Source organism: Micromonospora sp. MA102 (genome assembly GCF_025460765.1).
GTDB classification, from domain to species: domain Bacteria; phylum Actinomycetota; class Actinomycetes; order Mycobacteriales; family Micromonosporaceae; genus Micromonospora; species Micromonospora halotolerans.
The window spans coordinates 410,863-432,345 of sequence record NZ_JAMWEG010000003.1 but is presented as its reverse complement, the minus strand read 5'-3'; the positions used below and the strand labels follow the sequence as shown (position 1 = coordinate 432,345).

The window sequence follows — 21,483 nt, the reverse complement described above, 5'->3', positions numbered from 1 at the left end:
CTTCTTACCCTTGCCGCCGGACCCACCCCCCTTCGGCCGGTCTACCTGCCTTTTCCCTTGCCGTCCTCCTTGCCCTTGGGCTTGGCCTTCGCGGCGGGCTTCGCGGGCGCCTTCGCCGGCGCCTTGGCCGCCGGCCCCTTCGCGGGTGCCTTGGCCGGCGGCTTGGCGGGCGCCGTGGTGGGCGGCGGCGCCGTGGTGGGCGCCGACCCGGCGACACCGGACACCTGCACGCCGCAGGTGCTCCCGCCGACCTTGAACTCCACCGGCAGCGGGTTGCCTCCGGTGTAGCTGCCCGTCAGGGAGACCTTCTTCGAGGCGCCCGGCGCCAGCGCGGCGTCGGTTGCCGGGGCCTGCACCAGCACGGTCTTGCCCTGCTGGCGGACCGCGGGCTGGGCCGCGCCGACCGTCTGCCGGCCCGGGAAGGTGAAGCTCATGGTCCAGTCCCGCAGCTCGCGGCTGCCGGTGTTGGTGAGGGTCAGGTCCGCGGTGAAGTCCTTGCCGGAGTCGCGGCGCAGCACGTAGTCGACCGCGCACGGGGCCGACTCGGGCAGACCCATCCGGGCCTCGGTCGGCTCCACCCCGCCGCTGGCCGGGCTCTTCGAGGTGACCCCCCACAGGGCGGCGGTCACCGCGATCAGGCCGGCGGCGGCCACCCCGGCCTCCACCCTGCGCCGCCGGGCCGCGGCCCGGCGGGTCTTCGTGCGGATCGCCGAGAAGGGCAGCGCGTCGGTCGCCGCCGACCACGGCAGGATGGTGGTGCCCGCGTTCTCCATGAGCGTCGGGTCGAACTGGCCGAGCGCCGGGGAGACCGGCACGATCGCCGCGATCCCGGCGGCGTCGGCGAGCGTACGGGCCACCTCGGCCGTGGCCGGGCGGTCCTCCGGGCGCTTCGCCAGGCAGCGCCGGACCAGCTCGGCGACCTCGTCGGGAAGTCCCACCACGGGCGGCATCGGGTCCGGCTCGTTGTACATGTGGGCGCGGAGCATCTGCGTGGTGGTGCTGGCCTGCCAGGGCAGGCGGCCGGTGAGCATCCGGTAGAGCAGCAGGCCGACCGCGTAGACGTCGGTGGCCGGGGAGACCTGGCCGTTGTCCAGCCGCTCCGGCGCCAGGTAGGCGGGCGTGCCGAGCAGGGCGCCGTCCGGGCCCTTCTCGCTCTCCCCCACCAGCGCCGAGATGCCGAAGTCGACGACCTTCACCCCGGTCGAGGTGAGCATGACGTTGCCGGGGGTGACGTCCCGGTGCACCACGCCCCGGGCGTGCGCGGTGGCCAGCGCGGACGCGACCTCCGCGCCGATCGTCAGCGCCTCCCGCCAGGGCAGCTGCCCGCCCCGGCCGAGCCGGCTGCTCAGCGGGCCGCCGTCGACCAGCTCCATCACCACGTACGGGACGGTCAGCCCGACCTGCTCGGACTCCCCGTAGTCGTACACGTTGGTGATGTTGGGGTGGCAGAGCCGCGCGGCGGCCTGCGCCTCGATCCGGATCCGGTGCCGGAACGCCTTGTCACTGGCCAGCCGCGACGCCAGCACCTTGATCGCCACCTGCCGGCCGAGCACCTCGTCGTAGCCGCGCCAGACGACCGACATGCCCCCCGCGCCGAGCTGCTCGACCAGCCGGTACCGCTCGCCGAGCAGCTGCGCGCCGTTCCTGACCGCTGCACCCATGGTCGGTCCAGTTGCCCGAGGTCGGCCCTCGTACACCTCATGGGTCGAAATCGGTCAGCAAAGTCACCCGATCAGGCGGTCGCGAGGAGCTGGTCCACCGGCGCGTAGTCGTCGGTGAGCACCAGCGCGTCCCCGACGAACTCGGCCACCTTTCCCCCGTCCAGCAGCTTCGCCGGCTTCGGGAGCAGCCGCAGCCGCGCCGGGACGTCGGCCAGCGGCAGCGCCGCGTCGGAGGCCAGAATGAGGAAGTTCGCGCCGTGCTGCCCGGCGATCGCGCCGGGCGGGGCGATCAGCGCCACGTTGCGGAACTCGGCCGCCACCGTGGCCAGCTCGGCGCGGATGAACCGGTCCGGCGGGTAGTCGATGACGTTCTGCACGTAGATCCCGTCCGGCCGGAGCACCCGGCGGATGTCGGCGGCCATCTCCCGGGTGGCCAGATGCCACGGCACCACCAGGTGACCGAACGCGTCGCCGACGATGAGGTCCCGGCTGTCGGTGGGCTCGGCGCCGAGCAGCACGCGCGCGTCCCCCACCCGGGCCCGCAGCTGCGGCCCGGTGCGCACGCCCAGCTCCCGCCGGTCCAGCTCGACCAGGCCGCCGTCGATCTCGAAGACCAGGTTGTCGCTGCCCGGCCGGGTCGCGGCCAGGTAGCGCGGCACGGTGAAGCCGCCGCCGCCCAGGTGCAGCGCGTCCACCGGCTGCTTCGCCGGCCGCGCCACGTCCGCGACCAGGCCGATCCACTGGGTGTACGCGTACTTCAGGTGGGTCGGGTCGGCCAGGTCCACGTAGGAGTGCTCGGCAGAGTTCAGGTAGAGCGTGCGCCCCTGGGCCCACTGCCCGTCCGCCTCGACGCGGGCGCAGTGGTAGGCGGTCTCCACGTCGCACGGGTTCGGGGCGACCGCGGAGAGGCCGGCGGCGGCGAGGCCGAGCACCCCCAGGGCGGCCCTGGCGCGGGCCGGACCGGGCAGCGCCGCCCCCGCCTGCCGGCGCAGGTACGCCCCGAGCACCAGCCCGGTCACCCCCAGCACGCCGGCCAGCGCCAGCACGATCACGGTGCTGGGCAGCGCCGCCACCAGCACGAAGCCGGTGGCCAGGGTGGCCGTGATGCCGCCCAGGGTGCCGATGCCGGAGAGCCGGCCGACCACCTGCCCGGTGCGGCGCAGGTCGGCGAGCTGGAGCTTCACCACGAGCGGCGTGACCCCGGCCAGCAACGCCGCCGGCAGCAGCACCGCCAGCGCGGTCAGCAGCAGCACCGCGCTCGCCGCGCCGCCGCGCAACGCCTCACCGGCGTACCGGACGATGGGCAGGGTGACCGCGGTGGCGATGCCGGCCAGCACCAGGGCCGGGGCGAGCAGGGTGCGCGGGTCCCGCCGGTCGGCCAGCCAGCCGCCCATCCACGCCCCGTACGCGATGGCGGCGAGAGCCATGCCGATCACCGAGCTGGTCACCTGGAGGGTCACCCCGACGTACGGGCCGACCAGGCGGAGCGAGACCGTCTCCAACACCAGCACGGCCCCGCTGGAGAGGAAGACCAGGAACGCGGCGAGCCCGTTCGGCAGGGCCCGGGGCGGGACCGGCGCGCTCGGCGCCGGCTCCGCGACGACGTCGGACGATGTGCTGCTCACCGTGGCGATGCTACGCAGCGTCTCCCGCGGCAGGGGTCAATACATCGAGATGTGAACATGGTTTGTGTGGTCGGCGGCGGGACTCCCGCCCCCGCTGTACGACCGCCAGCCGGTGTTCGGCATCCAGATCTGCCGATACCAGATGACGTACATGATGCCGAGCCGGCTGGCGTTGTTCTTGGCCCAGCTGGCGAGGCTGTCGCCGTACGCCTTGTCGCCCCCGGTGGCGGAGACGTCCTCGAAGCCCCCCGTGGCGGCGGCGAAGTCGCAGGCCCGGCCCTTTGGGTGCTCGCCACCCCCGCCGCTGCGGTGGCAGGAGACGTAGCGCTTGTAGCCGGCCGCCTTGGCCTGCTGGAGCATGTGCAGGGTGCGCGGGGTGATGCAGCCGTCGGCCGGCGTCGGGTCGGTCACCGAGCAGGACTCCGACGGCCACGAGCCGTCCGGGTTGCGCGGCGCCGGCTTGGCCGACGACGAGGTGCCGCCGAAGCCGGAGCCGGAGCCGGAGCTGACCTTGGCGAGCGCCACCTCGGCGTCCCGCTTCTTCTTGGCCAGCACGGCGAGCTGCTTCTGCTGCTCCCGCACCTCGATGTCGATGGCCACCTTCGCCTCGGCGGCCTGGGCCTTCGCCTCGTTGAGGTCGTGCAGGCGCTTGCTGTCCCGCTGGGCCATCACGTCCAGCTCGGCGACCCGCTTCAGGAAGTCGTCCGGGTCCGAGCTGCCCAGCAGCATCGACACCGGGGTCAACCGGCCCAGCCGGTAGGACTGTGCGGCCACCTCGCCGACCTGCGCGGACAGCTCGACCAGGCGGCCCTCGACCTGCTTGAGCTGGTTGGCCAGCGCGACCTGCCGCCGCTTGGAGTTGTCGAGCCGGTTCTTGGCGTCGATGTGGCCCTTCGCCGCCGCCTCCAGTGCCTCGCGGAGCTGCTTGCTGCCGCCCTCGTCGGGGGCGCTCGGGGTGGGCGCGGCGGCGGCCGCCCCGGCCGGGGCGGGAGCGGCGCCCAGCAGCAGGGCCGTCGCGGCGAGCAGGGCGACCAGCGAGCGGCCGATGGGCCGGCGGGTGAGCCTGGTCCTGGGCACGTGAGGGTCCTTCCGTCGACCGCCGGCCCCCGAGTCGACCTTGCGCGGCGGCGGCTCCACCGGCGCCGGGCGGCGGCCTGCGGGCGGAGACCGCCGGTCACGATACCGGACCGCGGGCCGCGCGCCACGCCCCCGACCTCGGAGGACGCGGATCGTCGACGGAGCGTGCCGGGGCTGTCGCGGACCGCTCGCTCAGCCGCCCAGGAGGGCGGCCCGGACCTCTTCCCACGTCTCCTCGCTGGCCGCGACCAGCAGGCCCTTGCCCTCGTCGGCCGGGTGGTAGTCGGTGCCGTCGAAGCGGCGGGCCACCCCTCCGGCCTCCCGGACCAGCAGGGTGCCGGGGGCGTGGTCCCAGGGCAGGGTGCGCCAGAAGAGCACGAACTGCTGCGCGCCGGTGAGCATGTCCAGGTATTCCCGGCCGGCGCAGTGCTGGCCGGGCAGCAGCTCGCCGAGCCGCTCGCCGCCCGCCTCCACGCTCCGCCGGAAGTCCGGGGGCAGGAAACGGGTCATCGCCGTGCCGCGTAGCGCGCCGACCTCGGGCTCCCGCCCGGCGGTACGCACCGACTCGCCGTCCAGCCGGGTGCCGTCGCCCACCCGGCAGGTGGCCAGCGCGCCGTCCAGCGGGTCGTAGACCCAGGAGGCGACCGGCACCCCGTCGGTCAGCAGCGCCACCATGAGGGCGAAGGGCCGCCGGCCGGCGGCGAAGTTGGCGGTGCCGTCCACCGGGTCGACCAGCCAGACGTCACCGGCGCCGCGCAGGTGCCGCAGCAGGGTCGGGTCGTCGGCGACCGCCTCCTCACCGACCACCACCGAGCCGGGGCGCAGTCGCCGCAGCCCGGCGGAGATCAGCGCCTCGGCCTTCCGGTCGGCGACGGTGACCACCTCGCCGGGAGCCTTCTCGGAGATGTCGGAGTCGTCGAGGCGGCGGAACAGCGGCACGACGATGTCGGCCGCGGCCTCCCGCAGCAGCGCGCCGACCTCCTCCAGCAGCGGGTCACCCACGCGGCGGCAACTTGACCACGCTGACGAAGAACTCGTCGATCTGGCGGACCACCGAGATGAAGCGCTCGAAGTCCACCGGCTTGGTCACGTAGGCGTTGGCGTGCAGCTGGTAGCTGCGCAGGATGTCCTCGTCGGCCTGGGAGGTGGTGAGCACCACGACCGGGATCCGGCAGAGCTGCTCGTCCTTCTTGATCTCCTCCAGCACCTCCCGGCCGTCCCGGCGGGGCAGGTTCAGGTCGAGCAGGATCAGGTCGGGGGTCACGGCCTCCGCGTACTGGCCCTCGCGGCGCAGGTAGGCCAGCGCCTCCGCGCCGTCGGAGACGACGGTGAGGCGGTTGCGGAGCTTGTGCTCCTCGAACGCCTCCTGGGTCATGAGCACGTCGCCCGGATCGTCCTCGACGAGCAGGACCTCGATCGGGCTCTTGCCGTCCGCCGGCGCGGTCATCCCACCGTCTCCTTCATGCCACCCGTCTCACTGTCTCGGGCCGCCCCCTCGGGCGTCTCTTCCCGGGCCGTGCCGTCCGGCTGCCGGGTCACGCTCACCGCGGCGTCCTCGACGCCGTCCCCGGTCGCCGCCCCGTCCCCGGTCGACTCCTCGTCCCCGGCCGGCTCCGCCGCCGCGACGTCCTCAGGCAGGGCGGGAAGCGTGAACCGGATCGTGGTGCCCTCCGGGGTGTCGGTGTCCACCCACACCCGGCCGCCGTGGTACTCGACGATCTTCTTGACGATGGCCAGCCCGATGCCGGTGCCCGGGTAGGCGTCCTTGGAGTGCAGCCGCTGGAAGATCACGAAGATCTTGTCGGCGAACTCCGGCTCGATCCCGATGCCGTTGTCACGGCAGCTGATCTCCCACTCGTCGTCGACCAGCCGGGCCGAGACGTGCACCTTCGGCGGAAGGTCGGGGCGGCGGAACTTGATCGAGTTGCTGACCAGGTTGGCCAGCAGGTTGGTCAGCAGCGGCTCCTCGCCGCGGATCACAGGCAGCTTGTCCCAGCTCAGCTCGGCGTGGGCGTACTGCCGGGCCGCCTCGGTCTGCCCGGCCACGTCGCCCATCACCTTGTTGAGGTCGACCTCGGTGAAGCCGGTGGTGAGCCGGCCGATGCGGGAGAACGCGAGCAGGTCGTTGATCAGCCGCTGCATCCGCTGCGCGCCGTCGACCGCGAACGCGATGTACTGGTCGGCCCGCTCGTCGAGCTGGCCCGCGTAGCGTCGTTGGAGGAGCTGGCAGAAGCTGGCCACCTTGCGCAGCGGCTCCTGCAGGTCGTGCGAGGCGACGTAGGCGAACTGCTCAAGGTCACGGTTGGACCGGGTGAGCTCCTCGGCCTGCTTCTGCAGCTGGCTGTTGACCCACTCGATGCGCTCGCGCGCCTCGCGTACCTCGTCCAGCTCCCGGGCGATCTTCTGCCGCATGAGGTCGATGTCGTCGGCGAGCAGGCGGAACTCCGGCGGCCCGGACCCCTCGATGTGGTGCCGGTAGTCACCCGAGGCGACCTTCCGGACCTGGCTGACCAGACCGGAGAGGGGCCGGATGAGGATCCGGTCGAGGGAGAGCAGCAGGACCGCGCCGGCCACCGCCACCACCAGGGCCGCGATGACCAGGAGCACCACCAGCACGTTGCTGGTCGCGTTGACCTTGTCGGCGGTCTCCTGCCGGACCTCCAGGATCTCGGCCTGGAGGGCGTCGACCGCCGTCCGGATGCTGTCGAACTGCTGCCGGGTCTGGTCGGTGATCAGCGCCTGGCCGGCGGACGGGCCGCTGCGCTCGGTCGTGGCGATGACCGGCTCGGCGACGGCGGTCCGCCACTCGGCGGCCCGCTGCTCGACGACCCCCATCTCGCGCAGCACGTCCGGGTAGTTGACGGCCAGCTTCCGCATCTCGGCGACCGTGTCCCGCTCCCGCCGCAGGCCGTCCTGATAGGGCATCAGGTCGTTGCGGTCGGCGTTCACCGCGTAGCCGCGGACGGCGGTCTCCTGGTCGAGGAGGGCGCTCATCAGCTCCTGCGCCTGGACCCGCAACGGGCCGGTCTTGAGCAGCACCGCGTCGATGTTCTGCCGGTTCTTGGCGGCGAGGGTCGCCTCGGCCGCGGCCAGCCCGAGCAGCAGCACCAGCACCACGCCGAGCAGCACGACCACGCGCCGCCGCAGGGTCCACCCCTGCTCGTACGCCTTCACAGAACCCTCTCCGTTCGCGACCGCCGGGCTCGCAGGAGCGGCTCACTCGCCGCGCTCACCGGCCACCGCCGCGGGTGACCAGCAGCATGGCGACGTCGTCGGCGAGCGGGCCGCCGTTGAGCTGCTCGGCCCGGCCGACCAGCCAGGCGGGCAGCTCGGCCAGGGACACCGCGCGGTTGGCGGGGTCGGCGAGCAGGTCGGTCAACCCCGGCACGTCCAGCCGGTCGTCACCGCTGTCCACCCGACCCTCGATGAGGCCGTCGGTGTACATCAGCAGGGACCAGTCATCGGCGTCGAACTCCAGGTCGAAGGCAACGGGTCGGCGCGGCCGTACGCCCAGCAGGAGACCGCCCCGGGCCGGCACCGGGGCGACCTTACCTCCGCTGAGCAGCAGCGGAGGCGGATGACCGGCGAGTCGCACGGTGGCCCGGTTGGCCGCCAGGTCGAGCCGGGCCGTGGCCACCGTGGCGAAGATCTCCTGGAGCCGGCGCTCGCTCATGAGCACCTGCTCCAGCGCGGGCAGCACCTCGTCGTCCGGCACCCCGGCCAGGACCAGGGCCCGCCAGGCCACCCGCAGCTCGACGCCGAGGGCGGCCTCGTCCACACCATGGCCGCACACGTCGCCCACGATCAGGTCGATCCGGTCCGGCCGGGTCTGCACCACGTCGTAGAAGTCACCGCCGATCAGCGCGGCGTGCCGGCCGGGGCGGTAGAAGGTGTGCACCGCCACCTGGTCGGTGGTCATCAGCGGCTGGGGCAGCAGGCCGCGCTCCAGGCGGGCCGACTCGGCCTGGCGCAGTTCCACCTCGCGCAGCCGGCGGGCGTTCTCGTCGGCCCGCTTGCGCTCCACGGCGTAGCGCAGCGCCCGGGTCAGCAGGACGCCGTCGACCTGCCCCTTGACCAGGTAGTCCTGCGCGCCCTCGGCGACCGCGACGATGCCCAGGTGCTCGTCGGAGCGCCCGGTGAGCACGCAGACCGCCGCCCCGCTGGCCATCTCCAGCACCTGGCGGAGCCCGTCGAGGCCCTGCGCGTCGGGCAGGCCCAGGTCGAGCAGGACGCAGTCGACCCCCATCACTCGCTGCCGGGCCTCGCTGAGGCTGGTGGCGACCAGCAGGTCGATCATCGAGTTGGTCTCGGCGAGCAGCTCGCCGACCAGGAAGGCGTCACCCTCGTCGTCCTCGACCAGCAGGACCCGCAGTCGCTCGCCGGGCGGCACCCGGCCGTAGTGCCCCAGCCCGGCCTGCGGCGCGACGGGGACGCCGGGCAGACCGACGCCCCGGTGCGGCCGGGTCACCGCCGCGAGACGCGGGAGTTCGCTGGTGATGTCGGGGCTCCTTCCGAGTGCGCTGCTGATCCTGTATCAGACAACGGTCGCACACAACACGACCGGAGTCGGCGCGGGCGGGGTGAGCGAGTCCACCCGACGAACAGCGGCACGGCCGACGCCCGATGTTACGCCGGTGCGGGCGTCCGGCCGGGAGCGCATCGGCGGGCGGGAGTGCCGCCGCAGGCCGCGGGGGTGCAGGATGATGCCCACCCCCGAAGCACCCCGAGGAGTCACCCGTGGGCGTACCCCCCACCCGCGCCGCCGACCGCGCGCCGGCCCGGCCGGGCCCGCCCCCCACCCGACCGGCCGACCGGGCGCTGGCCCGGCCGCGCCGGCGGCTGCCCGCCGCGCTGGCCGCGCTCGCCGCGCTGCTCGCCGTCGGCGCCGTCGTCCTGGTCGACCTGGCCACCCCGGCGCCCCGCCCGGCCGACGCGCCCGCGGACGCGTTCAGCGCCGAGCGGGCGTACCAGCAGGTCAAGGTCATCGCGGCGCGGCCGCACGTGGCCGGCAGCGCCGCGAACGACCAGGTCCGGGAGCACGTCGTGGGGGTGCTGCGCGGGCTGGGCCTGGAGACCGAGGTGCAGGACACCGTGGCCCCGGAGGCCGGGCAGCTCAGCGGGGCGGCAGGTGGCGCGACCCTGGCCCGGGTCCGCAACGTGGTGGCCCGGCTGCCCGGCACCGACCCGACCGGACGGGTGTTCCTGGTGGCCCACTACGACTCGGTGCAGACCGGGCCGGGCGGCAACGACGACGCGGCCGGCACCTCCACGATTTTTGAGGTGGCCCGGGCGCTGGCCGCCGGCCCACGCCCCCGCAACGACGTGGTCCTGGTGCTCACCGACGCGGAGGAGGCGTGCCTGTGCGGGGCCGCCGGCTTCGCCGCGGACCACCCGCTGGCCGCCGACGGCGGCGTGGTGCTCAACCTGGAGGCCCGCGGCTCCACCGGCCCGGTGATCATGTTCGAGACGTCCCGGAACAACGCGAAGCTCGTGGAGGCCTTCGGCCGGGCCGCCCCGCACCCGGTGGGCACCTCGTTCGCCGTGGAGATCTACCGGGCGCTGCCCAACGACACCGACTTCACCGCCTTCCTCGACCACCGGTTCGTCGGGCTGAACTCCGCGTACATCGACGGCGGCGCGGTCTACCACACCCCGCTCGACGTGCCGGCCGCCATGAACCGCGGCAGCCTCCAGATGCACGGCGACAACGCGCTCGGCCTGGCCCGCGAGTTCGGCCGCACCGACCTGCGCGACCTGGGCTCCGGTCACGACGACACCTACTTCCCGGTGCCCGGCGGGCTGGTCCGCTACCCCGGCTGGCTGACCCTGCCGCTGGCGCTGGCCGCCCTGCTCGCTGTCGGCGTGCTCGGCGCTCTGCTGCGCCGGCGCGGCCGGGCCACCACCGGGCGACTCGCGGCCGGCGTCGCGCTGGCCCTCGTCCCGGTCGTCACCGCCCCGCTGGGCGCGTGGCTGCTCTGGACCGCGGTCACCACCGTCCGCCCCGGCTACGCCGAGCTGCTCGACCCGTACCGCCCGGTCTGGTACCGGCTCGCCGTGGTGGCGCTCGCCGCCGCGATCCTGTTCGCCTGGTACGCGCTGTTTCGCCGCTGGGCCGGCCCGGCCGCCCTGGCCTTCGGTGGCCTGGTCTGGCTGGCCCTGTTCGGGGTGCTCCTCGCCGTGCTGGTGCCCGGTGGCGCGTACCTGACGACCCTGCCCGCCCTGGCCGGTGCGCTGGCCGGCCTGGCGGCGCTGGCCACCCGCCGGGACGGCCCGTGGCCGGTGGTCGCCGTGACCCTGGCCGGCGCGGTCGCCGTGGTGATCCTGCTGCCCACCGTCGTGCTGCTCTTCCCGGCGCTCGGCATGGGCATGGGTGGCGTGGCGGCGCTCGTCGCGGTGCTGCTCGGCCTGGCCGCGCTGCCCGTCGTGGACCTGCTGCACCCGCAGGCCGGCGGCCAGCGCGGCCTGCTCGCGCTCCGGGCCCGCCGGCTCGGCGCGCTGCCCGCCGGCGCCGCCGCCCTCGCGGCCGTGGTGCTCGCCGGGGTCGGCCTGGCCGTGGACCGCTTCGACGCCGCGCACCCCGTGCCGACCCACCTCATGTACGCCCTCGACGCCGGCACCGGCAAGGCGCAGTGGCTCAGCCACGAGGAGGACCCCCAGCCCTGGACCGACGGGTACGTCGACCGGGCCGTCTCGGTGGCCGACGACTTCCCGGGGCTGGGCGACGCGGAGCTGCGGAGCGGCGCGGCCCCGGCGGCGAACCTGCCCGCCCCGAAGCTGGAGACCCTCTCCGACACCCGCTCGGGCGACCAGCGGGTGCTGCGGGTCCGGGTGCTGCCGCAGCGGCCGGTCCGGCTGCTCTCCCTGCACGTGGACACGTCCACCGCCGAGGTGCGGTCGGCGACCGTGGCCGGGCGGGACGTGCCGGTGAAGGCGCGCGACGGCCGGTGGGGCTTCGGCGTCGTCTTCCACGCCCCGCCGCCGGAGGGCGTCGAGGTCACCCTGACCCTGGTGCCGAAGGCGGGGCAGGTGAACCTGCGCGTTATGGACGCGAGCGACGGGCTGGACGCGCTGCCCGGGTTCCGGGCCCGGCCCGCGGACGTCGGCGTGGTCGGTTCGCACAGCTCGGAGATGCTGGCGGTGGCCCGGACGTATCCCCTGTAGAAGAAGTTCCGGGACGGATGTCGAGAGGAGCGGTCCAGCTTCTACTCCTGGGTGAAAGCAGGCCCACGATCCGAGGAGCAGACCGATGACGAAGGTGACGACCGGAGCCACCATGTCGCTGGACGGCTACATCGCCGACACGTCCCACGGCGGGTTCGAACACCTCTTCCAGTGGTACGGCAACGGTGACGTGGAGATCCCGACGGCCACTCCCGGCATGACCTTCCGCACGTCGGCGGCGAGCGCGAAGCACGTGCGCGAGCTGACCGAGCGGACCGGTGCGCTCGTCGTCGGCCGGCGGCTGTTCGACATGACGAACGGCTGGGGCGGCCGGCACCCCATGGACGTGCCGGTGGTCGTGGTGACGCACCACGTGCCGGAGGGCTGGGACCGGGAGGGCGACTCGTTCGTGTTCGTGACCGACGGCATCGAGGCCGCGGTCGCGCGGGCGAAGGCCCTCGCCGGCGACAAGGAGGTCGGCGTCAACGGCGGCACCATCGCGACCCAGGTCCTGGAGGCCGGCCTGCTCGACGAGGTCCACGTCGACCTCGTCCCGGTCCTGCTCGGCGACGGCATCCCGTTCTTCGCCGGCCTGCGGATCGCGCCCGTCCAGCTGGAGGGGCCCACCCGGGTCGTCCAGGGCACGGAGGTCACCCACCTCGCCTACCGGGTCCGCAGGGACGGCTGACGCCCGCGCCCGTCCCCCGTCAGCCGGGGCGTCCCCGCAGCGGGGGACGGGCCGACCGCCCACCCATCGTGTCCCCGGCCACCACCCCGACCAGCACCAGCACGACGAGCGTGGCGACCAGCACCGGCGGCCAGCCGCCCACCAGCGGCATGGCGGCCAGCAGGACCACCAGCCAGAACACCCGGTGCAACGGGAACGTGCCGACGATCCGGTAGGTGAACAGGGTGCGTCCCACCAGGAAGAGCGCGGGCCCGCCGAGGATCAAGCCGATCCACCGGCCCGGCGTCTCACCGGTGGGCCGCTCGACGACCAGGTCGAACGCGGCGGCGGTGAAGACCACGCCGGTCAGCATGACCAGGTGGGTGTACGGCGCCAGCCGGGTCGCCCGTCGGAGCAGCCCCGGCGCGGTGGTCCGCACGATGGAACCGGCCCGCAGCACGTAGATCTGCCAGAGCAGCAGCATCGAGGCGAAGGCGGTCACGAAGGCGGCCGACCGGGCCAGGGTGAACTCGGACCTGTTGATCTCCAGGGTCGGCACCAGGATGACGTCGCCGAGCGCCAGGATGATGAACTGCTGGTAGCGCTCACCCAGGTGGTCGGTCGTCTTCTCGTACTGGGCGAACGGCACCCGGCCGAGACCGGGCGTCGGGTACCGCGCCGCGGCCGAGACGTAGTCGATCGTCACGGCGACGGCCCAGAGCGCCCACGACCAGTCGTGCGGCAGCAGCGCCCCGCCGACCCAGAAGAAGCTGGAGATCACGAACCAGAAGAGGAAGCGGGCGGCCCGCCGCTCGGCCATGGGGTGTTGCCGGTGCAGCACGGTCACCAGCACCACCCCGCGCACCAGGTGCGGAATCACGTAGCCGGCCGCGAAGACCAGCGCGTGCGAGTCGACGGCCAGCGCCGCCGCCGTCACCACGGCTCCGAGCATTGTCACCATGAGGATGGCCTGGATGGGTCGCTGATCCGGGTTGTAGAAATCGGTGGTGGTCGAGGTGATCGACCAGGTCCACCAGACCGCCATCAGCATGATCACGACGGGCGCGACGCCGTTCCACGAGGCCCGGTTCGCGATCAGCATCGAGACCAGCGCCAGCGCCGCCACGAAGACGACGTCGAAGAGCAGCTCCAGCAGGGTGGCGCGGGTCGAAGCGTTCGGCGGGCGCACCAGCTCGCTGCTGCCTCCGCTCGTCATGCCCGGCCTCCCGCCGCCCCGGGGCGCTGCCTTTCCGGCAATTGTCTGGGCTGAGCGGCTCCGCCGGGCCTGCTTCCCGCCGAAGTGCACCAACCGGGGCACCGGCCGACGCCGCGAGGATTGCCCGAGCGGCCGATTCGCCGTCCCACCGATCCGCAGGAGGGTGACCTCATGACCATCGTCGACTGACCGGCAGCAACGAAAGGAGCCCGATGGACTCACTGAGGAGGACCTCGCTGGTCGCGGGCGGGTTCTACGTGCTGACCTTTGTCTCGATCCCGACCGTCGGCCTGTACGGTGCGGTGCACGACGCGGACTACATCGTCGGCACCACGTCGGAGACACCGGTCGTCATCGGCGGGGTCCTTGAGGTGATCGTTGCCCTCGCCTGTATCGGCACCGCCGTCGCGCTGTATCCGGTGGTCAAGCGGCAGGGGGAAGCCCGAGCGCTGAGCTTCATCGGCGCCCGGGTCCTCGAAGCCGCCGGCATCTTCGTGGGCGTCGCGAGCCTACTGACGGTCGTGGCCCTGCGGCGGGCCGGAGCCGGAACAGATGCCCTGGTCACCGGTCAGGCGCTGGTCGCCTTCTACGACTCGATCTTCCTCATCAGCCAGGGCTTCCTTCCGGCCGTGAACGCCCTGTTGCTGGGTTCCCTGCTGTACCAGTCACGCCTCGTGCCGCGGATTCTCCCGGTGCTCGGCCTCCTCGGGGCGCCCCTGCTCGTCGTTTCCGACGCCGGCGTACTGTTCGGCCTCTGGGACCGCCTGTCCCCGGTGGCGGCGATCGCGGCCATCCCCATCGCCGTGTGGGAGTTCTCGCTGGGCGTCTACCTGATCGTCAAAGGCTTCCGGACCTCCCCGGTCACCGCGGGAATGGTCGCCTCCCCCAGCTCCCTGCCCGCCCAGAGCGCCGCCGTCTGACCGTCGAGGGCGCCGCCGCGCAATCGGAGGCACGGCCGGCGCCACGCGCGCCTTCACCTCCTTCTCGATGGCCTCGACCACGAGGTCCGCGCGGGTGAGCCGGCCGAGCCAGCGGGCAAGGTTCGACTTCTGGACTGCCCACCCGTGGACCACCTGACCGCGCCTCGTCCACACGGCGATGCCGTGATAGCCGGCGTCCACGCGCACGATCGAGTGGAGATCGATCCGGTACGTCCTGAACCTGTTCCGGATCACCAGCTCGGACTCGGTCAACGTGATCGACGGGCGCAGCGCGTTCACGTAGGCGAAAGCCGCCAGGCCACCGAGCAGCACCACGGAAAAGACCTTCGAGACGAGATCGAGCCGGCTGACGACGATGGCCAAGGCAACGAGGCCGGCCACCACCAGAACGGCGATGCCGAAAACCCGCCCCAGCAACGACACCCGCCACGTCTGACGCATTGCGGCAGGATACGGAAGTCACCGCAGCGGGCCCCGGCCCGCCGTGGACTGATGACTCCCCGCTGGGACGACGTCCCTGAGCAGCCAGCGGACCGGAGGGCTGACCAGCGGACGCAACGCCCACACCACGGGCCGGCTGGCGGTGAGCCAGACCAGCGAGACGGCCGCGACGATGAGCACCAGCAAGGCTGGGATGTTGTCGACGTGGTTGACGAGGGGTGACCAGGCGAAGGCCATGACGACGAACACGTGCAGCAGATACGGGTACATGGAGTTGACCCCCCAACCCGTGAAAAACGTCTGGCGGCGCGGAGCGAGCATCATGATCGCCCAGGTCATCGCCAACCCGACGGCCATCAGTCCAAGCCGGATCAGGACGCCTTCGGTCACCCCCACCCCGAGCTGCTGGTAAGCGCGGTTCCAGTACAGCCAGAGGCCCGACAGGCGCGAGGCGACCAGATAGGAAAGCGGCGCGGCAGCGAGGAGCACGGCGGTCGCCGCTAACCGCACGCGCGGAGACGGGCGGTACGTGAGCCTGCCGCGACCGAGCCAGACACCGAGGACGAAGAAGGGCAGCATTCCTGCCACCCGGTCCAATGCCAGGGCGCGGCCGAGCACCGTGGCGGCTCCGGCGGACAGGGACACCACGATCGCGATGACGACCGCTCCACGAAGTTGGGCGAAGAGCGGAGCGAGCATCCGCCAGATGAACAGAGCGGGCAGGAACCACAGGTGATAGATCGGGGAGAGGAACCCGTTGACCGTCCAGTACATCGGCTTGTCCATGACCGTGTAGAAGCTCATGTAAAGCAGCTGAAATACCACGTACGGCACGAGCAGATCCCGGATCAGCGACGCCGCGCGACGGCCGGTGAGTTCGGCTGCCGAGAGCATCCCCGAAAGCATGACGAAGGCCGGCATGTGGCACAGGTAGATGAATGTGTAGATCGTCTTGCCACCTGGCACGGAGCCGACCGCTTGACCCAGCAGGTGGCCAAGCACGACCAGGACGATCAACAGGCCTTTGACGTTGTCGATGTACGGATCGCGCCTGCTGGGCGCGACAGCGACCGTAGGGCTCTCAGGCATCACCGTGGTTGACACCTGGCCAGGCTGCCGGTCGGCCCATACCCGATCCAGCCGGGGTGAGCAGGATCACCAAGGCCGCCGGGAACCGACAGGATCCGCAGGTCGAGATGCACGCCAGGGGTCACGTGGGGGGCCGGAAGGCCGAGGCTTTACTTCCAGCGGAAGTGGACGAAGAGGCGGCCGAAGTTCTTCGAGTCCTTCTCGACCCGGTGGTAGAGCTGCTTGACGTCCTTCTGGTCGAGGAAGCGCAGCACCTTCTTCTTGAGCTGGCCGGACCCCTTGCCGGGGATGATCTCCACGAGGGTGGCCTTCTTCGCCACGGCCTCGTCCATGATGCCGCGCAGCGCGCGGTCGATGTCGTGGCCGCGGTTGTAGATGTCGTGGAGATCGAGCTTGAGCTTCACCAGCCCATCGTAGGTACGCCGAAGGGCAGCCCGGCAGGGCTGCCCTTCGAGGTCGTCCGTCAGCGGCCGCCGACCTTGCCCTCCACCCGGCGCAGCGCCGTGGTGTAGTCGGCGTTGGTCGAGTACATGGCCGCCGCGATGCGCAGGTGCCGCAGCGCGTCGACGGGGCGGTTCATCCGCTCCAGCGTGCGGCCCAGCACGTGGTGCGCGTAGTGGTCGCTCGGGTCCCGGTCGACCAGCTCGCGCAGCTGCTCCTCGGCCCGGTTGAGCTGGGCCGACTGGAAGTACGCCCGGGCCAGCAGCTGCCGGACCGAGGAGTTGCCGGGCTCGGCCTCGACGATCGGTTCGAGCAGCCGGGCCGCTCCGGTCGGGTCACCCGCTTCGAAGAACATGGTCGCCCGCCGGTACTCCGCCAGAAGATCCACTCGACCCACCTCCTCGTGTCGCGCCAGCCCTTCCTCCGACGCTGGCACAACACCAGCCGTACCGCGAGTGTTCCTTCGGGGAAGATCGTGCTCAGGAGGTCGGGTCGTACCGGTCCCCGACCAGCTCCCAGGCCCGGACACCGCCGACGATTCCGGCCGTGTTCGGGACGACCACGACGTCGTCGCCCATCCGGGTCAGCTGGTCCGGCCGGATCAGTCGGGAGTTGCCGCCGCCCAGGTAGAGCCGGTCCCAGCGGAACACCGGCCGCAGGCCGTCCACCACCTGGCGGATCCGCCGGGACCAGAACGCGTCGCCGAGGCGGCGCCGTTCCGGCTCCCCGACGTACGTGTCGTAGGTGGTGTTCCAGCGCACCGGGGCGTGCGACAGCTCCAGGTGCGGGGCGAGCACCCCGCCGTCGAAGAGCGCGCTGCCCAGCCCGGTGCCGAGGGTCAGCACCAGCTCGCAGCCGGTCCCGGCGACCACGCCCGCGCCGTGCACCTCGGCGTCGTTGAGCACCAGCGCCGGCACGCCGAACGCCTCGGCCAGGGCGCTGCGCGCGTCGTACCCGGACCACTCGGCGACCAGCTCGGGGTCGACGCGGCTGCGCGGGCCGGAGCGGGTCACGTAGTGCGGGGTGGCCACCACCACACCGTGCCGGATCATGCCGGGCATCCCGACGGTGAGCCGGTCCGCCGGGGGCAGCCGGCCGCCGAGGTCCAGCAGCGTCTTGACGAACAAGGCGGGCGGCAGCGGGTACGGCGTGGGGACGCGCAGCGGCCGGGCGCGCATGGTCCCCGCCGCGTCCAGCACGGAGGCCTTGATCCCGCCGCCCCCGCAGTCGATCGCCAGAGTGGTCACCACGGCTGTGAGTCTCCCTCACCCCGGTCGGGCCTCGAGCCCGGGTCGTCCGATCCGGGCCGCCGGTAGGCTTGATCTCTCATGAGCGCCACGTTGATCGCCAAGGACCTCACCGCCGGGCACGGCGACCGCCTCCTCTTCACCGACCTGGACCTGGTGGTCGCCCCCGGCGACGTGATCGGGCTGGTCGGCGTGAACGGCGCCGGCAAGTCCACGCTGCTGCGCACCCTCGCCGGCCTCCAGCCGCTGGAGCAGGGGTCGGTGGTGTCGAACCCGCCCACCGCTACCGTCGGCTATCTGCCGCAGGAGCCGGAGCGCCGGCCGGGCGAGACGGTCCGCGGCTTCCTGGCCCGGCGCACCGGGGTGACCGCGGCGCAGGCGGCGCTGGACGCCGCCACCGAGGCGCTGACCGCCGGGGCGCCGGGTGCGGACGACGCGTACGCCACGGCGCTGGAGCGCTGGCTCGACCTGGGCGGGGCGGACCTGGACGAGCGGGCCGAGCAGGTGGCCGCCGAGCTCGGGCTCCGCGTCGACCTGGACCATTCGATGACCGGCCTTTCCGGCGGTCAGGCGGCCCGGGCCGGGCTGGCCTCGCTGCTGCTCAGCCGCTACGACGTCTTCCTGCTCGACGAGCCCACCAACGACCTGGACCTGGCCGGCCTGGACCGGCTGGAACGCTTCGTCACCGGTCTGCGCGCCGGCACCGTGGTGGTCAGCCACGACCGGGAGTTCCTCACCCGGACGGTCACCCGGGTGGTGGAGCTGGACCTGCACCAGGGCCAGGTCAACCACTTCGGCGGCGGCTACGCGGCCTACCTGGAGGAGCGGGAGGTGGCCCGCCGGCACGCCCGCGAGGAGTTCGAGGAGTACGCCGGCACCCGGGCGCAGCTGGAGGCGCGGGCCCGGACGCAGCGGTCCTGGATGGAGAAGGGCGTGAAGAACGCCCGCCGCAAGGCCACCGACAACGACAAGATCGGCCGCAAGTTCCGCTCCGAGTCCAGCGAGAAGCAGGCGGCCAAGGCCCGGCAGACCGAGCGGTTGATCGAACGGCTGGAGGTGGTCGACGAGCCGCGCAAGGAGTGGGAGCTGCGGATGGAGATCGCCGCCGCGCCCCGCGCCGGCGCCGTGGTGGCCTCGCTCCGGGGCGCCCGGGTACGCCGGGGCGACTTCACCCTCGGCCCGGTGGACCTCCAGATCGACTGGGCCGACCGGGTGGCGATCACCGGGGCGAACGGCTCCGGCAAGAGCACCCTGCTGGCGGCGCTGCTCGGCCGGCTGCCGCTGGACGAGGGGCACGCCGCGCTCGGCCCGGGCGTGGTGGTGGGCGAGGTGGACCAGGCCCGGGGGCTCTTCCTCGGCGACCAGCCGCTGCTGGACGCGTTCGGCGCCGCCGTACCCGAGCTGAGCCCGGCGGACGCGCGGACGCTGCTGGCCAAGTTCGGCCTCCGGGCCGACCACGTGCTGCGGCGGGCCGCGACCCTCTCCCCCGGCGAGCGCACCCGGGCCGCGCTGGCCCTGCTGCAGGGCCGCGGGGTGAACCTGCTGGTGCTCGACGAGCCGACCAACCACCTGGACCTGGCGGCGATCGAGCAGCTCGAATCGGCCCTGGCGAGCTATCCGGGGACGCTGCTGCTGGTGACCCACGACCGGCGGATGCTGGACGCGGTGAGCGTGAACCGGCGGCTGCGGGTGGCGGACGGGCGGATCACCGAAGATTGATCCGTGCCGACCCGGTGGCGCGGGGTGAGAATGAACCCATGCTCAAGTGGGAGTACGCGCTGCTGGTCCGCCGGCGGCAGGCCGCCACCACCGACATCGGGTGGGAGGTCGTCTTCATCTGGTACGGCCCCGACGGTTCCATGATCGACGTCACGCCGTACGGCGACACCGCGCTGGCCCACCTGAACCGGGCCGGTGACCAGGGCTGGGAACTGGTCGCGATGAGCGAGGACCCGTCCCTGCCGGGCAACAACGAGTTGCACCGCTACCACCTGAAACGGCCGAAGGCGCCCGCCCCGCAGCCGCGCCAGCGGATGCGCGGTTCCCGCACCGCCCGCCGCACCATCGCCGGCTGACCCCGCGCCGGCCGGCGCCGTCCGGTCCCGGCGGGAGAGGCATATCGGGCGGGGATGCGGGTATCGCGCCGCCCGGAGGTGGGCGCATGGTGGCGGTGGCGCAATCCGCACTCTCGGGCGAGCGGCTGCGGGAGGTCGACGGTTTCCTCGCCGAGGCGTGGGCCGATCAGGCCCGGCACGACGAGCGGCTGCGCGGGCTGACCGTGGAGGTGCGCTTCGACCGGGGCGTCGCCCACCTCGACGGCGCGGTCGCCGACCCGGCGCAGCTGCGGCTGGTCCGGGACCTGGTGGGCCGCCTCGACGGCGTGCTGGGCGTCTGGTGCCGGGTGAGCGTCGCCGGCCGGGCGCCGGTCGTGGTGGACCTGGGCTGCGGGGCGACCAAGCAGTGGCCGGGCAACCTGGGCCTGGACATCTACCCGGCGCCCGGGGTCAACGCGGTGGCCGACCTGTCCGGCTCGCTGCCGCTGGCCGACGACTCGGTGGACGTGCTCTTCGCCGTGCACATCCTGGAGCACCTGATCGACTTCCTGCCGCTGCTGGACGAGTGCCACCGGGCGCTGCGCCCGGGCGGGGTGCTGCACGTGATGAGCCCCTGGTGGCGGCACGTGAACGCGGTGGCCGACCCGACCCACGTCCGCCTGCTCGACGTGCAGACGTTCAAGGGCATCTGCGGTCAGCGCCCGCCCGGCACCCCGCGCTGGTACCCGCTGCACGTGGGCTGCGACGGCGCCTCCATCTTCGCCGACCTGACCCCACTCCCGCCGGACGCCCCACCCCCGCCCAGCTCCCACCTGGCCCGCTTCTTCGACTGACCCGGTCAGGGGGCCGATTCGCGGAGGGCCAGGCGGTGGGGGGCGACCAGTTCCCTCGGTGGGGTTTCCGGGTCTGCGGTGAGGCGGTTGGCGAGGAGTTCCACCGCCAGGCGGGCGATGCGCTCCTTGTCGGGGGCCACCGTGCTCAGGGTGGGAATGGAGAAGCGGCCGTCCTCGATGTCGTCGAAGCCGGCCACCGCCACGTCGTCGGGCACCCGCAGGCCGGACTCGTGCAGGGCGCGCAGCGCGCCGAGGGCCAGGGTGTCGTTGAAGCAGAAGACGGCGTCGGGGCGTACCCCGGTGGTGAGCAGGTGTCGCATGGCGGCCGCGCCGTCCGCGCGGTGCCAGGCCGGCGCGGGCGCCACCAGGCGCTCGTCGTAGGCGATGCCGGCCTCGGCCAGGGCGGCGGTGTAGCCGGCGAGGCGGAGGCGCGCGCTGGCGCCCTCGGGGGTGCGCTGCGAGCCGATGGCGGCGATCCGGCGGCGGCCGAGCCCGACCAGGTGGGCGGTGATCTCCCGGGCGGCGGCCACGTTGTCGACCACGACGTGGTCGGCGGGGCCGTGGTCGACCCGCTCGCCGAGCAGCACCATGGGCATGCCGTCGAGTCCGACGAGGTCGTCGGCGGTGAGGGCGAGGGGGCTGAAGATCAGGCCGTCGATCATGTGGTCGCCGATGCCGCTGGCGGCCTTGCGTTCCTGCTCCGGGCCGCCGCCGGTCTGGTCGATCAGCACCGTCCAGCCGTGCTCGGCGGCGGCGGTGACGACGTGCCGGGCCAGCTCGGCGAAGTAGGGGATGTCCAGCTCGGGCACGGCCAGGGCGATCACGCCGGTGCGGCCTTTGCGGAGGTTGCGGGCCGAGAGGTTGGGGCGGTAGTTGAGTTCGACGATGGCCGCCTCGACCCGGGCCCGGGTGTCGGCGCGGACGTGCTGGTAGCCGTTGACGACGTTGGAGACCGTCTTCACCGACACACCGGCCCGTTCGGCCACGTCCTTGAGCCTGTGCCGCACTGCGCTTCCTCCCGGTGACTGCT

Annotated in this window: 19 protein-coding genes; 6 read left to right on the top strand and 13 right to left on the bottom strand. The window is 73.1% G+C overall.

Going from position 1 to position 21,483, the window contains the following annotated elements:
- Window positions 1–41 precede the first annotated feature (41 nt).
- From NFX44_RS08595 to NFX44_RS08565, 7 genes are all read right to left on the bottom strand, one after another.
- On the bottom strand, window positions 42–1,661 hold the full coding sequence (locus NFX44_RS08595) for a serine/threonine-protein kinase (RefSeq protein WP_262282973.1): 1,620 nt from the start codon (window positions 1,659–1,661) through the stop codon (window positions 42–44).
- A gap of 71 nt (window positions 1,662–1,732) precedes the next feature.
- On the bottom strand, window positions 1,733–3,286 hold the full coding sequence (locus tag NFX44_RS08590; protein ID WP_262282972.1) for a fused MFS/spermidine synthase: 1,554 nt from the start codon (window positions 3,284–3,286) through the stop codon (window positions 1,733–1,735).
- 36 nt (window positions 3,287–3,322) lie between these two features.
- A complete protein-coding gene (locus tag NFX44_RS08585; protein WP_262282971.1) occupies window positions 3,323–4,363 on the bottom strand; it encodes a hypothetical protein in 1,041 nt (346 codons plus the stop codon).
- Window positions 4,364–4,555: 192 nt separating this feature from the next.
- The gene (locus NFX44_RS08580; protein WP_262282970.1) at window positions 4,556–5,365 is read right to left on the bottom strand and encodes an inositol monophosphatase family protein; all 810 of its coding nucleotides are present in this window, start codon (window positions 5,363–5,365) and stop codon (window positions 4,556–4,558) included.
- The gene (locus NFX44_RS08575; RefSeq protein WP_262282969.1) at window positions 5,358–5,810 is read right to left on the bottom strand and encodes a response regulator; all 453 of its coding nucleotides are present in this window, start codon (window positions 5,808–5,810) and stop codon (window positions 5,358–5,360) included. The genes NFX44_RS08580 and NFX44_RS08575 overlap by 8 nt, the downstream gene beginning before the upstream one ends.
- Complete coding sequence (locus NFX44_RS08570) at window positions 5,807–7,537, bottom strand: ATP-binding protein (RefSeq protein ID WP_262282968.1); 1,731 nt, start codon at window positions 7,535–7,537, stop codon at window positions 5,807–5,809. Before NFX44_RS08570 ends, NFX44_RS08575 begins: the two co-directional genes overlap by 4 nt.
- A gap of 55 nt (window positions 7,538–7,592) precedes the next feature.
- The gene (locus tag NFX44_RS08565) at window positions 7,593–8,831 is read right to left on the bottom strand and encodes a PP2C family protein-serine/threonine phosphatase (protein WP_262282967.1); all 1,239 of its coding nucleotides are present in this window, start codon (window positions 8,829–8,831) and stop codon (window positions 7,593–7,595) included.
- Window positions 8,832–9,100: 269 nt separating this feature from the next.
- On the opposite strand from NFX44_RS08565, the gene NFX44_RS08560 reads away from it, so the two are divergent.
- Both NFX44_RS08560 and NFX44_RS08555 read left to right on the top strand, forming a co-directional pair.
- Window positions 9,101–11,524, top strand: a complete 2,424-nt coding sequence (locus tag NFX44_RS08560; RefSeq protein WP_262282966.1) for a M28 family peptidase — start codon at window positions 9,101–9,103, stop codon at window positions 11,522–11,524.
- A gap of 85 nt (window positions 11,525–11,609) precedes the next feature.
- The gene (locus NFX44_RS08555) at window positions 11,610–12,212 is read left to right on the top strand and encodes a dihydrofolate reductase family protein (protein ID WP_262282965.1); all 603 of its coding nucleotides are present in this window, start codon (window positions 11,610–11,612) and stop codon (window positions 12,210–12,212) included.
- Window positions 12,213–12,231: 19 nt separating this feature from the next.
- On the opposite strand, the gene NFX44_RS08550 is transcribed toward NFX44_RS08555, so the two are convergent.
- Entirely contained in the window at window positions 12,232–13,407 is a 1,176-nt protein-coding gene (locus tag NFX44_RS08550; RefSeq protein ID WP_262282964.1) for a low temperature requirement protein A, read from the bottom strand.
- 212 nt (window positions 13,408–13,619) lie between these two features.
- On the opposite strand from NFX44_RS08550, the gene NFX44_RS08545 reads away from it, so the two are divergent.
- Complete coding sequence (locus NFX44_RS08545; protein WP_262282963.1) at window positions 13,620–14,327, top strand: DUF4386 domain-containing protein; 708 nt, start codon at window positions 13,620–13,622, stop codon at window positions 14,325–14,327.
- 480 nt (window positions 14,328–14,807) lie between these two features.
- Here the strand turns inward: NFX44_RS08545 and NFX44_RS08540 are convergent, their stop codons facing one another.
- The 4 genes from NFX44_RS08540 to NFX44_RS08525 all read right to left on the bottom strand — a co-directional run bounded on the left by NFX44_RS08540 (window position 14,808) and on the right by NFX44_RS08525 (window position 17,569).
- On the bottom strand, window positions 14,808–15,893 hold the full coding sequence (locus NFX44_RS08540; RefSeq protein ID WP_262282962.1) for an acyltransferase family protein: 1,086 nt from the start codon (window positions 15,891–15,893) through the stop codon (window positions 14,808–14,810).
- 134 nt (window positions 15,894–16,027) lie between these two features.
- Complete coding sequence (locus NFX44_RS08535; protein ID WP_046564396.1) at window positions 16,028–16,282, bottom strand: Smr/MutS family protein; 255 nt, start codon at window positions 16,280–16,282, stop codon at window positions 16,028–16,030.
- A 59-nt stretch (window positions 16,283–16,341) separates the two neighbouring features.
- Window positions 16,342–16,707, bottom strand: a complete 366-nt coding sequence (locus NFX44_RS08530; protein WP_151465422.1) for a M48 family metallopeptidase — start codon at window positions 16,705–16,707, stop codon at window positions 16,342–16,344.
- Window positions 16,708–16,798: 91 nt separating this feature from the next.
- On the bottom strand, window positions 16,799–17,569 hold the full coding sequence (locus NFX44_RS08525) for an ROK family protein (protein ID WP_262282961.1): 771 nt from the start codon (window positions 17,567–17,569) through the stop codon (window positions 16,799–16,801).
- A gap of 78 nt (window positions 17,570–17,647) precedes the next feature.
- On the opposite strand from NFX44_RS08525, the gene NFX44_RS08520 reads away from it, so the two are divergent.
- The 3 genes from NFX44_RS08520 (at window position 17,648) to NFX44_RS08510 (ending at window position 20,453) form a co-directional block, all read left to right on the top strand.
- Window positions 17,648–19,285 (top strand): ABC-F family ATP-binding cassette domain-containing protein, encoded by a 1,638-nt coding sequence (locus NFX44_RS08520; protein ID WP_262282960.1) that lies wholly within the window; start codon window positions 17,648–17,650, stop codon window positions 19,283–19,285.
- Window positions 19,286–19,323: 38 nt separating this feature from the next.
- A complete protein-coding gene (locus NFX44_RS08515) occupies window positions 19,324–19,641 on the top strand; it encodes a hypothetical protein (RefSeq protein WP_262282959.1) in 318 nt (105 codons plus the stop codon).
- An 86-nt stretch (window positions 19,642–19,727) separates the two neighbouring features.
- On the top strand, window positions 19,728–20,453 hold the full coding sequence (locus NFX44_RS08510) for a BON domain-containing class I SAM-dependent methyltransferase (RefSeq protein WP_262282958.1): 726 nt from the start codon (window positions 19,728–19,730) through the stop codon (window positions 20,451–20,453).
- A gap of 5 nt (window positions 20,454–20,458) precedes the next feature.
- On the opposite strand, the gene NFX44_RS08505 is transcribed toward NFX44_RS08510, so the two are convergent.
- Window positions 20,459–21,460, bottom strand: coding sequence for a LacI family DNA-binding transcriptional regulator (locus NFX44_RS08505; RefSeq protein WP_262282957.1), 1,002 nt, complete (start codon window positions 21,458–21,460; stop codon window positions 20,459–20,461).
- Window positions 21,461–21,483 lie beyond the last annotated feature (23 nt).